Source organism: Sphingopyxis sp. GW821-FHT12F08 (assembly GCF_058806755.1).
The window spans coordinates 578862-591194 of the sequence record NZ_JBXAQA010000003.1 but is presented as its reverse complement, the minus strand read 5'-3'; the positions used below and the strand labels follow the sequence as shown (position 1 = coordinate 591194).

General features: G+C 68.6%; 15 protein-coding genes. 8 read left to right on the top strand and 7 right to left on the bottom strand.

Annotation, left to right across the window (positions count from 1 at the left end):
* Positions 1-35: 35 nt before the first annotated feature.
* Together AC1RNQ_RS11680 and AC1RNQ_RS11675 are read right to left on the bottom strand one after the other, a co-directional pair.
* Positions 36-608: an NADPH-dependent FMN reductase gene (locus AC1RNQ_RS11680; RefSeq protein WP_493171312.1), complete on the bottom strand. Its 573-nt coding sequence runs from the start codon at positions 606-608 to the stop codon at positions 36-38.
* Positions 609-679: 71 nt separating this feature from the next.
* Positions 680-1186, bottom strand: coding sequence for a MarR family winged helix-turn-helix transcriptional regulator (locus AC1RNQ_RS11675; protein WP_493171311.1), 507 nt, complete (start codon positions 1184-1186; stop codon positions 680-682).
* A 167-nt stretch (positions 1187-1353) separates the two neighbouring features.
* Between AC1RNQ_RS11675 and leuD the strand changes: the two genes are divergently transcribed.
* A complete protein-coding gene (gene leuD / locus AC1RNQ_RS11670) occupies positions 1354-1938 on the top strand; it encodes a 3-isopropylmalate dehydratase small subunit (RefSeq protein WP_493171310.1) in 585 nt (194 codons plus the stop codon).
* Here the strand turns inward: leuD and leuC are convergent.
* Entirely contained in the window at positions 1935-3365 is a 1431-nt protein-coding gene (gene leuC, locus AC1RNQ_RS11665) for a 3-isopropylmalate dehydratase large subunit (RefSeq protein WP_493171309.1), read from the bottom strand. The genes leuD and leuC overlap by 4 nt on opposite strands.
* Before the next feature lie 81 nt (positions 3366-3446).
* A complete protein-coding gene (locus tag AC1RNQ_RS11660; protein ID WP_493171308.1) occupies positions 3447-4064 on the bottom strand; it encodes a cation efflux transmembrane domain-containing protein in 618 nt (205 codons plus the stop codon).
* Between the two features lie 68 nt (positions 4065-4132).
* Between AC1RNQ_RS11660 and AC1RNQ_RS11655 the strand changes: the two genes are divergently transcribed.
* Together AC1RNQ_RS11655 and AC1RNQ_RS11650 are read left to right on the top strand one after the other, a co-directional pair.
* Positions 4133-4546, top strand: a complete 414-nt coding sequence (locus AC1RNQ_RS11655; RefSeq protein ID WP_493171307.1) for a MerR family transcriptional regulator — start codon at positions 4133-4135, stop codon at positions 4544-4546.
* The gene (locus AC1RNQ_RS11650) at positions 4543-4881 is read left to right on the top strand and encodes a YnfA family protein (RefSeq protein WP_493171306.1); all 339 of its coding nucleotides are present in this window, start codon (positions 4543-4545) and stop codon (positions 4879-4881) included. The genes AC1RNQ_RS11655 and AC1RNQ_RS11650 overlap by 4 nt, the downstream gene beginning before the upstream one ends.
* A gap of 51 nt (positions 4882-4932) precedes the next feature.
* Here the strand turns inward: AC1RNQ_RS11650 and AC1RNQ_RS11645 are convergent, their stop codons facing one another.
* The 3 genes from AC1RNQ_RS11645 to AC1RNQ_RS11635 are packed head-to-tail and all read right to left on the bottom strand — an operon-like array spanning position 4933 to position 7094.
* Positions 4933-5136 carry a hypothetical protein gene (locus tag AC1RNQ_RS11645; protein WP_493171305.1) on the bottom strand — a complete coding sequence of 68 codons (204 nt, stop codon included), beginning with the start codon at positions 5134-5136 and terminating at the stop codon, positions 4933-4935.
* Positions 5137-5179: 43 nt separating this feature from the next.
* Positions 5180-5512 carry a hypothetical protein gene (locus AC1RNQ_RS11640; protein WP_493171304.1) on the bottom strand — a complete coding sequence of 111 codons (333 nt, stop codon included), beginning with the start codon at positions 5510-5512 and terminating at the stop codon, positions 5180-5182.
* 46 nt (positions 5513-5558) lie between these two features.
* Positions 5559-7094 (bottom strand): acyl-CoA synthetase, encoded by a 1536-nt coding sequence (locus AC1RNQ_RS11635; RefSeq protein ID WP_493171303.1) that lies wholly within the window; start codon positions 7092-7094, stop codon positions 5559-5561.
* 111 nt (positions 7095-7205) lie between these two features.
* Between AC1RNQ_RS11635 and AC1RNQ_RS11630 the strand changes: the two genes are divergently transcribed.
* The 5 genes from AC1RNQ_RS11630 to AC1RNQ_RS11610 are packed head-to-tail and all read left to right on the top strand — an operon-like array spanning position 7206 to position 12322.
* Positions 7206-7514, top strand: a complete 309-nt coding sequence (locus AC1RNQ_RS11630) for a hypothetical protein (RefSeq protein WP_493171302.1) — start codon at positions 7206-7208, stop codon at positions 7512-7514.
* Between the two features lie 4 nt (positions 7515-7518).
* Positions 7519-9024 (top strand): class I adenylate-forming enzyme family protein, encoded by a 1506-nt coding sequence (locus tag AC1RNQ_RS11625; RefSeq protein WP_493171301.1) that lies wholly within the window; start codon positions 7519-7521, stop codon positions 9022-9024.
* Positions 9025-9033: 9 nt separating this feature from the next.
* Entirely contained in the window at positions 9034-10029 is a 996-nt protein-coding gene (locus AC1RNQ_RS11620; protein ID WP_493171300.1) for an enoyl-CoA hydratase/isomerase family protein, read from the top strand.
* The gene (locus AC1RNQ_RS11615; protein WP_493171299.1) at positions 10026-10991 is read left to right on the top strand and encodes a CoA transferase; all 966 of its coding nucleotides are present in this window, start codon (positions 10026-10028) and stop codon (positions 10989-10991) included. The genes AC1RNQ_RS11620 and AC1RNQ_RS11615 overlap by 4 nt, the downstream gene beginning before the upstream one ends.
* Positions 10988-12322, top strand: coding sequence for an amidohydrolase family protein (locus AC1RNQ_RS11610; protein WP_493171298.1), 1335 nt, complete (start codon positions 10988-10990; stop codon positions 12320-12322). Before AC1RNQ_RS11615 ends, AC1RNQ_RS11610 begins: the two co-directional genes overlap by 4 nt.
* Positions 12323-12333 lie beyond the last annotated feature (11 nt).

Sequence of the window (12333 nt, the reverse complement as noted above, 5' to 3'; positions counted from 1 at the left end):
AGTCTCGCTGCCCTCCCCTGAAGGGGAGGGCGTGATCATTTGAGCGCCTTCGCCACCGCGACCAGCCGCGCCGCGGTCATGTCGATGAGCGAGGCCGGGAGCGCTTCCTTGAGCTGGCCGGCCTCGTCGAAGGCGGCGTGGGCATTGGGCACCAACACCTGGTCGGGGATCACCAGCATCTGGATGGTGCCGAGGATCTGGCGCAGGTGCGCAAGCGCGCGGATGCCGCCGAAGGGGCCGATCGAGGCGCTCATAATGGCCGCCGCCTTGCCGCGAAAGGCGGTGAGCGCGACCGGCCCCTCGCCGCCGGTGGGGCGCGAGGCCCAGTCGATCGCGTTCTTGAGCAGTGCCGGGATCGAACCATTATATTCGGGCGACACCATGAGCAGCCCGTCCTGCGCGACGAGCAGCTCCTTGAGCTTCAGCGCGTCGGCGGGAAAGGCGTTCGCTTCGAGCGCGGCGGTGTAGATCGGCAGGTCGAGCGCCGCGAGGTCGACGACGGCGACCTCTGCGCCATGCGCCGCGAGCCGCGCCGCCGCGAGCGCGCCGAGCGCCCGGTTGTACGATCCGTCGCGCGTGCTGCCGACGATCACCGCGATTTTCGTCATGATCCCTCCTGAAACGAATAGTTAGAATACTAACCTATTCGCGCCGGGCATGGCAACTCCGAATGCCGCGATCAAGCCTTGACGTCGGAGAGTATCGCGAGGTTGCGCGTCTCGTCGGCGAGATTGCCGATCACGCGGCGCATCAGCGCCTGCAGCTGCTCGACTTCCTCGTCGCTCATCCCGCGCGTCGCGATCTCGTGGATCTCGGCGTTCATCGGCGCGAGCACCAGTTCGAGCTTGCGCGCGTGCGGGGTGAGGAAGATGAAGGTCTTGCGGCGGTCTTCGCTGGTCTTCTTGCGCGTGATGAAACCGGCCTTTTCGAGGCCTTTCAGCGCCACCACCGTGGTCGGTTCGCGCATGCCGACGCGCTCGCTGAGCTCGCGCTGGGTGATGCCGTCCTCGCGCCACAACTGGCGCAGGAAACGCCATTGGCCCGCCGATACATCGTGCGTCAGCGTGCGGCGTTCGAGCAGCCGCGAAAAGGAGCGGAAGACCACGCGCGCAAGATAACCGATACTGTTTTCGGGATCGGTGTAATATTCGGCGGGATGCCGAAAGCTCTGTTTGGTCTTGGCCAATGCACTGCTCCCCTGTGGCCGATTGGGCGGCCTTGAGCCTTCAATTCTTAGTGGCCGAAGATTCGGGCGGCAACCTCTATCGTCGCCGCGATGGCCCAAAGGATTGGTTGGACAAAGCGGCGATCCGATATTACTTAGAATACTAATCTATGGCAAGGGAGGCTCGGGTGCGGAAGTTCGATCGGGTGCGCGGGGTCACGGCATGCTTGCCGCTGGCCAATATCGACACCGACATGATCATCCCCGCGCGCTTCATGAAGGCACTGACCCGCGACGGGCTGGGCCGGCATCTGTTCGAGGAATTACGCTATGCGCCGGACGGCAGCGAGCGCGTGGACTTCGTGCTGAACCGCCCCGCGGGCCGCGCCGCACGGATATTGATTGCCGACCGCAATTTCGGCTGCGGCTCGTCGCGCGAGCATGCGGTGTGGGCGCTCGCCGATTTCGGCATCCGCTGCGTGATCGCGCCGAGCTTCGGTGACATCTTCGCGGGCAATGCGCGCAAGAACGGGCTGCTGCTGATCCGCCTGCCCGAGGAGATGTGCGCCCGGCTGGCGCGCGCGATCGAACTGGCGCAGCATGCGCCGGTCGAGATCGACCTGGCGGCGCAGGAAATCCGGCTGGCCTCGGGCGAGGTCGTCGCCTTCGCGATCGATGCGGGCGACCGGCGGGTGCTGATGGAAGGGCTCGACGATATCGGGCGGACGTTGCGATATGAGGCGGCGATTGCGCGGTTCGAGGGGGTGGCCTAGTCCAGCATCTCCGGCGAAGCGATCGCGCCGGCGATCGCGCTCGCCGCCGCGAGCGCGGGGCTCATCAGATGGGTGCGGCCGCCGCGGCCCTGGCGGTTTTCGAAATTGCGGTTCGAGGTCGAGGCGCAGCGCTCGCCCGGCGCGAGACGGTCGGGGTTCATGCCAACGCAGAGCGAACAGCCGGGCTCGCGCCAGTCGAAACCCGCGGCGCGAAAGATCCTGTCGAGGCCCTCGGCTTCGGCTTGCTTTTTCACCAGACCCGACCCCGGCACGACCATCGCACGAATATGCGGCGCGACCGTGCAGCCGCGCACCACGGCGGCCGCGACGCGCAGATCCTCGATCCGGCTGTTGGTGCAACTGCCGATGAAGACGCGGTCGAGCCGCTGCCCGGCGATCGGCTGCCTTGGGGTGAGGTCCATATAGGCGAGCGCGCGATACGCGCTCTCGCGCGCTTCGGCGTCGTCGAACGCGGCGGGGTCGGGCAGAAGCTCGCCGATGACGACGACCTGCGACGGGTTGGTGCCCCAGCTGACCATCGGGCCGACACCGGCGGCGTCGACGCGGAGTTCGCGGTCGAAGCGCGCATCGGCATCGCTGGCCAGCGTGCGCCAGCGGGCGACCGCCCTTCCCCATTCCGCACCCTGGGGCGCCGACGGGCGTCCCCGAAGATAGGCGAAGGTCTGCTCATCGGGCGCGACCAGCCCCGCACGCGCGCCCATTTCGATGCTGAGGTTGCAGAGCGTCATCCGCGCCTCCATCGACAGCGCGCGCACCGCCGATCCCGCATATTCGATGACATGGCCGGACGCCCCGTCGACGCCGATGCGCCGCAGCAGATGCAGCGCGAGGTCCTTGGCCGAGACATGCGGCGCGAGCGCCCCGTCGACGATGATCCGCATGTTGCGCGCGCGGCGCTGGCGGATCGTCTGCGTCGCGAGCACATGCTCGACCTCGCTGGTGCCGATGCCGAAAGCGAGCGCGCCGAAGGCGCCGTGCGTCGAGGTGTGGCTGTCGCCGCAGACGATCGTCATGCCGGGCAACGAGCGCCCCTGTTCGGGGCCGGCGACATGGACGATGCCGCCCCGCGGGTCGCCCATCGCGAAGCGCGCGATACCGAAGCGGTCGGCATTGGCCTCGAAAGCCATCAGCTGCGCGCGCGCCGCTTCGTCGGCGACCGCCGGCACGCCTGCCGATTGCCGTTCGGTCGGGACAACATGGTCGGAGAGCGCCAGCGCGCGTTCGGGCCGGCGCACCGCGCGGCCCGCGGCGGCGAGCGCGGCGAAAGCCTGCGGCGAGGTCACCTCGTGCAGCAGGTGCAGATCGATGTAGAGGATCGCTTCGCCGTCGTCGTCGGCGACGACGTGCGCGTCCCATATCCTGTCGTAGAGCGTCCTCGCCGCGCCGCCCTCTCCCCGATCCCGCACCCTGTCGCCGCCTTCGCATAATAGTTAGATATCTAACTATTATGCGAAGGCGGCGCGAACGGCAAGGGAAATTGCGGCCGGTCAGGCGATGGAGAGTTCGCCGCGCGCCTGGCGGAAGACCTCGAGGCTGCCCCAGATCGCGAGGCCGGCCATGATCGCGGCGACCGCGAGATCGGGCCAGCCGCGCCCGGTGCCGAACACCCCGAGCGCGGCAGCGAGCACCGCGAGGTTGCCGATCGCGTCGTTGCGCGAGCAGATCCACACCGAGCGCATGTTCGCGTCGCCGGTCCGCCAGCGGTAGAGCATCAGCGCGACGGCGGCATTGGCGGCAAGCGCGGCGCCGCCGACGATACCCATCGTCTCGGCATGCGGCGCGGTACCGCTGAGGAAGCCCCAGACCGTCGCGCCGAGCACGCCGAGGCCGAAGGCGAGCATCGTCGCGGCCTTGAACAGTGCGGCGCGGGCGCGCCACGCGATCGCCATGCCCGCGACGCCGAGGCTGATCGCATAATTGGCGGCGTCGCCGAGGAAATCGAGCGCGTCGGCCTGGAGCGCGCGCGAGTCCGCCGCGACCCCCGCAGCGATCTCGACCGCGAACATGCCCGCGTTGATCAGGAGCGCGATCCACAGCACGCGCCGCCATTGGGGGTCGTTGAGTGCGGTGGTCCCGCTTTTACCGGCGCAGCATTGGTCGGCCATTGCCGAATCTCCTTGGGATTTCGAGTCGCCCGCCTATATGGACCCTGTAGCAACTACAGGGTCAAGGCATGAAAATCGGCGAACTCGCGCGCGTTACCGGCGCCAATATCGAGACCATCCGCTATTATGAGCGCATCGGCCTCCTGCCCGAACCGCATCGCACCGCGGCCAATTACCGCAGCTATGGCGAGGCGCACCGGTCGCGGCTGGCGTTCGTGCGCCATTCGCGCGACCTGGGTTTCACCATCGAGGAAATCCGCTCTTTGCTCGATCTGTCGGACCATCCCGAGCGCGACTGCGGCGAGGCCGACCGGATCGCGACGCGCCATCTGGAACAGGTCGAGGAAAAGATCGCGCAGTTGGGCCTGCTCCGCGACGAGCTGGCACGGATCATCGGGCGCTGCCGCGGCGGGCTGGCGGGCGATTGCCGGGTGATCGAGGCGCTGGGCGACCATGGATATTGCGAAAGCCACCACGCATGAGCGTGCCGCTGACGACGATCGGCTGGTATGTCCTCGCGGCGCTCGGCGAGATTGGCGGCTGTTTCGCTTTCTGGGCGGTGCTGCGGCTGGATAAATCGCCGTGGTGGCTGGTGCCCGGCGCGCTCGCCCTCGCCTTTTTCGCTTATGCGTTGACGCGCGTCGAGGCCGAGGCGGCGGGGCGCGCCTTTGCGGCCTATGGCGGCGTCTATATCGTCGCGTCGCTGGTATGGCTCAGGTTGGTCGAGGGCGTGTCGCCGGACCGCTGGGACCTGCTCGGCGGGCTGATCTGCCTCGGCGGCGCGGCGCTGATCCTGTGGGGGCCCGGCCGCAGCTAGCGGAACGAAAGCGGGCGCCCGATCGCTCGGCCGCCCGCCCCTTTGGCCCGGTCAGTGGCCTCCATGATCCTTGTGCGGATCGCCGTCGGCGGCGGGCTTCGGCGCTTCCTTGTCGCCGTCGCAGCACTTCATCGCGCCGTCCGCCTTCATCTTGGCGCAGCATTCGCACTTGGGCTTCTCGGCGGCCGGTTCGGCGGCGAGCACGGGGGTTGCAATCGCCAGCGCAAGCGCGGCGACAAAAATGCGGTTCAACATGATATGTCTCCTGAAATCTGAAAATTCGAATGAATGTCAGTTCTCAGGCGCGCCTCGGCGGCGGCGTCGCGGGAGCGGTCGCATGGTCGTGGCGGGCCGCCGGCCATGCCGATGGCTGCGCCGACGGTAAGGCAAACCGCGCGGCAAGGCCCGGTTCCGCCACCGCGACGCCAGCGAGATAGCACAGGCGTTCGCAGCTGTGCGGCGCCTTGTCGCCAGGCGCCTCTTTGTCGGTGTCGGGGTCGGCTTGCATCGCCTCCATCGACGCGCAATGGTCGGGGGGCGGCGCGGGCGACGCCAGCACCGCGGCGCACCCCGCCGTACCGTGCAGCGACAGCATCAGCGCCAGAAGCATGCCGAGAAACGTGCGCATCATGCAGTGGTTATGGCGGCTTCGGCGCGGCAGCGCAATGCACCGTCCCCTATTTGGCGGGCCAGTAGCGCTGGCGCACCGCCTGCTTGTAGAGCTTGCCCGTGTCATGCCTGGGCAGCGCGGGGTCGAAGTCGACCGAGCGCGGGCATTTGACCGGGCTGAGATGTGCACGGCAGTGCGCGATCAGCCGCGCGGCGAGGTCGGGGCCGGCGGCGCTCCAGTCTTTCGGCTGGACCACTGCCTTGACCTCCTCGCCCATCTCGGCGTGCGGGACGCCGATGACCGCGACGTCGGCGACCTCGGGGTGCTGGATGAGCAGATTCTCGGCCTCCTGCGGATAGATGTTCACGCCGCCCGATATGATCATGAAGCTCTTGCGGTCGGTGAGGTAGAGATAACCCTCTTCGTCAACATGGCCGATGTCGCCGAGCGTCGACCAGCCCGGGTGCTGCGGGTGGCGCGCGTCGCGGGTCTTGGCGGGGTCGTTCAAATATTGGAAGTCCCAGCCGCCCTCGAAATAGACGAGACCGTCGACGTTCGGACCGACCTCTTCGCCGTCGTCGCCGCAGATGTGGAGCGTGCCCCAGTCGGCGCAGCCGACCGAGCCGGGATGCGCGAGCCACTCCTCGGGGGTGATGAAGGTCGAGCCATTGCCCTCCGACCCGCCATAATATTCGTAGACGATCGGGCCGAGCCATTCGATCATCCGGCGCTTGACCTCGACCGGGCACGGCGCGGCGGCGTGGACGATCTTCTGGAGTGACGAGATGTTGTAGCGGATACGCATTTCATCGGGAAGCGCGAGCAGGCGGATGAACATCGTCGGCACCATCTGCATGAAGGTGACGCGGTGTTTCTCGATCAGGCGCAGCACCTCTTCCGCGTCGAACTTGTCCATGATGACGAGCGTCGCGCCGAGGCGGTGCGCCGACATGCCATAGGCGAGCGGCGCGGTGTGATAAAGGGGTGCGGGCGAGAGCAATGTGCTGGTTTCGCCGATACCGTAGCGCGCTGCCATGCGCTCGGCGAGCATATGCGGCGCGTCGGCGGGCTCGCCCGAGAGCGGCAGGCGGATGCCCTTGGGCCGCCCTGTGGTGCCCGAGGAATAGACGAGATGATAGCCCGCCGATTCGTCGGCGATGCGGGTCGCGGGCTGGGCGGCGACGGCAACCTGCCATGAGGGTACGAGGCCAGTGCCGAGTTCGTAGATATGCGCGACATTGGGGACCAGTTCGGCACGCGCCGCAATCAGCGCCGCGACGGCGGGCACATCGGCGTGGGTGACGAGCAGCTTCGCGCCGCTGTCGTTCAGGATATAGGCGGCTTCGTCGGCGGTGAGTTGGCTCGAGATCGGGCAGAGATAGAGACCGGCGCGCTGGGCGGCCCAGTAGATTTCGAAATATTCGCGGACATTCTTCAACCAGACCGCGACGGTATCGCCCGGGCCGATTCCGAGCGTGCGGAACAAGTGTGCGCCGCGGTTTGCGACCACCTCGAGTTCGGCGTAGCTTGTCGCCGCGCCGCTCGCCGCCATGACGATTGCCGGGCGATCGGGCGCCGCTGCCGCAAAATGCCGTGGATGCATCGCTCTCCCTTTGCTCTTTTGAGTTATATAACTACGTTTACTTTCTATGTCGATTGACATATTGGCGAAGCAAAGGCGACAGACGGGCGCCACGGGAAAGGATCGAGTGACATGGAACTGAAGCCGGGTTCGCGCTGGAAATCGGCGGTGTGCGATGCACAGCTGGTCGTCGTGCGGCCGCCGAGCGCCGCCGGCGAACTGCAGTGCGGCGGGGCGCCGGTGCTGCCGATCGACGATGCGGCCGCGCCGAGCGGCGACGTCAGCGCCGATTTCGCCGAGGGCGTGATGATCGGCAAACGCTACACCGACGAGGCGAGCGGGATCGAGGTGCTTGGCGCCAAGGCGGGCAAGGGATCGCTGGCGTTCAACGGCACCGCGATGACGATCAAGGGCGCGAAGCCGCTTCCCGCTTCGGACTGATACCATGCGCACGCCGCTGCTTCTCGACATCGCCGCCGACGCCTGTTGCGACCGGCAGGCGCTCGGCGGGCGCGCTGATGGCCTCGATTTCGGCGGCTATCGCGCGCGGGCGACGCAGGTCGCGGCGTGGCTGGCGGCCAAGGACAAGGCGAACACCGCCTTTCTGGGGATGAACGGCAATGCCCTGCCCCTGCTGCTGTTCGCGAGCGGGATGGCGGGAACGCCCTTCGTGCCGCTCAATTACCGGCTGGCCGATGCCGATCTGAACAAGCTCGTCGCGCGGAGCGCACCCGCGGTGCTGATCGCCGACGACGACATGCTGGCGCGAATCGCGCCGGTCGAGGGCGTCGAGCTGGTCGCGCGCAGCGACTTCGAGGCGCAGTTCATGGGCGGTGAGGCGCCCGCGAAGCTCGACCTGCCCGAGGCCGGGAACGATATCGCGGTGCTGCTGTTCACCAGCGGCACGACGGGCGAGCCCAAGGCGGCGGTGCTGCGCCACGGCAACCTTACCTCCTATGTGATGTCGACGGTCGAGTTCCTCGGCGCCGATGCGGACGAGGCGGCGCTGGTCAGCGTGCCCTCCTACCATATCGCGGGGATTTCGGCGATCCTGACCGCGGCCTATGGCGGGCGGCGGATCGTCTACCTCCCCGCCTTTACCGCCGAGGACTGGGTCAGGGTCGCGGCGCGCGAGGGCATCACACACGCGATGGTGGTGCCGACGATGCTCGGTCGCATCCTCGATGTGATGGCGGCGACGGGCGAAAAATTGCCGAGCCTGCGCGCGCTCTCCTATGGCGGGGGCAAGATGCCCGAGCCGGTGATCGCGCGGGCGCTGGCAACGCTGCCGCATGTCGCCTTCGTCAACGCCTATGGGCTCACCGAGACGAGCTCGACGATCGCACTGCTCGGCGCCGAGGATCATCGCGCCGCCTTCGCCTCCGACGATCCGCAGGTCCGCCGGCGCATCGCCTCGGTCGGCCAGCCGCTGCCGAGCGTCGAACTCGAGATTCGGCGCGAGGACGGAACCTGCTGCGACGCCGGCGAGCAGGGCGAGATCCATGTCCGCGGCGAACAGGTGTCGGGCGAATATCTGCACAAAAAGGCGATCGCCGACGACGGCTGGTTCGCGACCAACGACGCGGGCTGGCTCGACGCGGGCGGCTATCTGTTCGTCGAGGGGCGGCTCGACGATGTGATCATACGCGGGGGCGAGAATATCTCGCCGGGCGAGATCGAGGATGTGCTGCGCGGTTTCGCCGATATCGCCGATTGCGCGGTGCTGGGCATCCCCTGCGAGAAATGGGGCGAGAAGGTGGTGGCGGTGATCGTGTCGCGCTCGGGCACTCCCGATACCGAGGCCATGACGGGGGCGATCCGGAGCAAGCTGCGGTCGACCAAGACGCCGGAGCAATGGTTCGTGCGCGACGAACTGCCGTATAACGAGACCGGAAAGCTGCTCCGCCGCGTGCTCAAGGCCGAACTGGCGGAAGAAGCCTGCGCCGGGTAGGACGGCGCGATGACGACGCCCGATCATCGCGCCGACCATCTTGGGGCTGATCGCCTGTCCGCACCGGGCGGCGAGCCGGTGCTGGTCGTCGATGCGGCGCGCTGGGTGCGGCCGAGGGTTCATCTGCAGGCGGTGGTGATCGGCGTCGATCGCGAGGGCGTGCTGCCCGCCGTCGTGGCCGACGATTTCGATCTGTTGGTGACCGCCGCGGTGGGCGCCCCGCGGCCATGGGTGTCGCTGGGCGGCTTCGAGCAGGTCGAGGAGTTGGCGGCCGCGGTGCGGGCAACCCCGCTGGCGGCGACGATCGCGGCGCAGCTGTTGCGGCTTTCGGCGAAGATGCCGTTGGCCGATGCGCTGACCGCCGAATCCCTGGCTTATTCGACGCTGCTGGGCGGGACCGAATTTGCGCGCTGGTTGAGCGCGGCGAAGATCGGCGATGGTCCGCCGCCGCCTGCCGAGCCGGTGACCGCCGAACGCGACGGCGACCGGCTGACGCTGACCTTGAACGATCCGGCCAATCGCAATGCGATGACGGCGGCAATGCGCGACGCGCTGTATGAATCGCTTGCCAATGCGCTCGACGATCCGAGCGCGCCCGCGGTGCTGCTCGCGGGCGCTGGCAAATGCTTCTCGACCGGCGGTGCCCTGCCCGAATTCGGCACCGCGCGCGACCTGGCCGAGGCGCATATGGTGCGGACACTGCACAGCTGCGCGCGGGCGCTCGACGCGCTGGGCGAGCGGGGGACGGTGCGGCTGCACGGCGCGTGCGTCGGGTCGGGGATCGAGGTCGCGGCGGCGGCGCATCACCGGATCGCGGCGCGCGATGCCTGGTTCCAGCTGCCCGAGCTCGGCATGGGGCTGATCCCCGGCGCGGGCGGCACTGCGACGGTGGTGCGCGCGATCGGGCGGCATCGCACGCTGTGGATGCTGCTGTCGGGCAAAAGGCTCGGCGCCGCGCAGGCCTGCGACTGGGGGCTGGTGCACCGGATCGAGGACGCTGCGTGACCGCGTTGATGGATGCGGTCGCCGCAGCGGGCGAACGGCTGGTCGCGGCGGCGGGCGGGCGCATCGCATTCGATCCGCGCCGCGCGCTGTCGCGCCACGACGACCTCAAGCTCGCTGCGCCGGGCGAGTGGTCGCCGAACCGGCATTGCCGGATGGTGCGCTGCCGCGACGGCTGGATGGCCGTGTCGCTGGCGCGTGACGAGGACCGCGAGCTGGTGCCGGCGTGGACGGGTTGCGGTTTCGACGATGCGCCGTGGGACGCGATCACGGGTGTCGCCGCCAGGCGCGATGTCGCCGCGATGGTCGGCGCGGCGGCGGAGCTGCATATGCCGGTCGCGCGGACCGGCGAAGCGGAGCCGCTGGCGGGTGCGGCGCTGCCCGCTTGCCAGGCGAGCGACGGCATCGTCGTCGATCTGTCGGCGCTGTGGGCCGGGCCCTATTGCGGGGCCTTGCTCGCCGAGGCTGGCCAGGCGGTGATCAAGGTCGAGAGCGCGGGTCGACCCGATCCGACGCGCCTGCATACGCCCAAGCTCGATGCGCGGCTGAACGGTATGAAACGGCAGGTCCGGCTCGATCTCGATGGCCCCGAACTGCGCGCGATGATCGGCGCGGCGCGGGTGCTGATCACCTCGGCGCGGCCGCATGCGCTGGCGCGGCTGGGGCTCGGCGAAGAGCGGCTGTTCGAGATCAATCCCGACCTGCTGTGGGTCGCAATCACGGCGCATGGCTGGACCGGCGATGCCGCGATGCGCGTCGGCTTTGGCGACGATTGCGCGGCGGCGGGCGGGCTGGTGCGGTGGGAGGACGACCGACCGCATTTCATCGGCGACGCGCTGGCCGATCCGCTGACGGGGCTGACCGCGGCCACGCTGGCGCTCGAAGCGCTGGCGGAGGGGCGGTGCGGGTTGCTCGACGTTTCGCTTGCGCGGACCGCGGCGGGTTTTGCGAAAGCGATGGCGTGAGCGAGCGCTTCGACCTCATCATCCGCAATGCACGCGGGGCTGATGGTGCACCGCTGGCGCTGGCGGTGCGCGGCGGACGGATCGCGGCGATGGGACCGGCGGTCGAAGGGCATGGCCTCGAATATGATGCGCAGGAGCGGACGTTGGGCGGCGGGCTGCACGATCATCATCTGCATCTGCTCGCGACGGCGGCGCGGATGGAGTCGGTCGATCTGGTCGATTGCCCGACGGTCGATGCGGTGATCGCCAGGCTGCGTGCGGGAGCGAAGGCGCCGGGGACATGGGTGCGCGCGGTCGGTTATAACGAGCGGGTGGCGGGGCTGCCCGACCGGGACATGCTGGATGCGTGGTTGCCCGAGCATCCGCTGCGCGTACAGGACCGAACGGGCGCCTACTGGCTGCTCAACAGCGCGGCGCTTGCCAGGCTCGGCGGACCGCCCTTCCCCGATTGCGTCGAGCTGGGTACCGACGGCGAGCCGGTCGGGCGCATCTGGCGCGGCGATGCGTGGCTGCGCGAGCGGATCGGCGGGGCGCCGCCTTCGCTGGCAGCGCTGGGCGCAAAGCTCGCCGCATGGGGCGTGACCGGGGTGACCGACGCGGGGGCGTCGAACGGCGCGGACGAGGCGGCGCTGCTTTCGGGGGCGATGCCGCAGCGGCTGGTGATGATGGGGACCGAGGATTTGCCGGCGGGCGACGGCTATGCCTTGGGGCCGGTGAAGCTGCTGCTCGACGAGAATGATTTGCCGCCGGTCGAGGCGGTGGCGGGGCGGATCACGGCGGCGCGGGCGCTGGGACGGAATGTCGCGGCGCATTGTGTGACCTTGGGGGAACTGGTCTTCTATCTGGAAGCGTTGGCGGTCGCGGGCGGCGCGAGGCGCGGCGATCGGATCGAGCATGGCGGGATGATCGCCGCGAGCCTGATCGGCGATATTGCCGCGGCGGGGCTGACGGTGGTGACGCAGCCCAATTTCATTCACCACCGCGGGGATCGGTATCGGGCGCAGATGGAGACCGACGATCTGGATGATCTGTACAGACTGGGGTCGCTGATGCGCGGCGGGGTGCGGGTGCTCGGGGGGTCAGACGCGCCTTATGGCGATGCGAATCCGTGGGTGGCCCTGCGCGCGGCGACCGACCGGCGGACGCGGGCGGGCGATGTGATCGGTGGCGGCGAGGCTGTCGGTCGGGCGGAGGCTTTGGCGCTGTATCAGGTGCCGCTTGCAATCGGGGCGCCTGCCCACCTGATTCTGTACGAATGGGCAGAGGGTTCAGAGGCGCTGGGGGCAGTGTCGCTGACGCTGATCGGTGGCAAGATCGTCTGGCAGCGGTAAACCGCCCATAC

Excerpts from the sequence above, each read along its gene's own strand:
- AC1RNQ_RS11625 (WP_493171301.1), top strand. The coding sequence starts at position 7,519 with ATGCGCACGCCGCTGCTTCTCGACATCGCCGCCGACGCCTGTTGCGAC.
- AC1RNQ_RS11660 (WP_493171308.1), bottom strand. The coding sequence starts at position 4,064 with ATGGCCGACCAATGCTGCGCCGGTAAAAGCGGGACCACCGCACTCAAC.
- AC1RNQ_RS11630 (WP_493171302.1), top strand. The coding sequence starts at position 7,206 with ATGGAACTGAAGCCGGGTTCGCGCTGGAAATCGGCGGTGTGCGATGCA.
- AC1RNQ_RS11645 (WP_493171305.1), bottom strand. The coding sequence starts at position 5,136 with ATGTTGAACCGCATTTTTGTCGCCGCGCTTGCGCTGGCGATTGCAACC.
- AC1RNQ_RS11650 (WP_493171306.1), top strand. The coding sequence starts at position 4,543 with ATGAGCGTGCCGCTGACGACGATCGGCTGGTATGTCCTCGCGGCGCTC.
- AC1RNQ_RS11680 (WP_493171312.1), bottom strand. The coding sequence starts at position 608 with ATGACGAAAATCGCGGTGATCGTCGGCAGCACGCGCGACGGATCGTAC.
- AC1RNQ_RS11640 (WP_493171304.1), bottom strand. The coding sequence starts at position 5,512 with ATGATGCGCACGTTTCTCGGCATGCTTCTGGCGCTGATGCTGTCGCTG.
- AC1RNQ_RS11635 (WP_493171303.1), bottom strand. The coding sequence starts at position 7,094 with ATGCATCCACGGCATTTTGCGGCAGCGGCGCCCGATCGCCCGGCAATC.
- AC1RNQ_RS11655 (WP_493171307.1), top strand. The coding sequence starts at position 4,133 with ATGAAAATCGGCGAACTCGCGCGCGTTACCGGCGCCAATATCGAGACC.
- AC1RNQ_RS11620 (WP_493171300.1), top strand. The coding sequence starts at position 9,034 with ATGACGACGCCCGATCATCGCGCCGACCATCTTGGGGCTGATCGCCTG.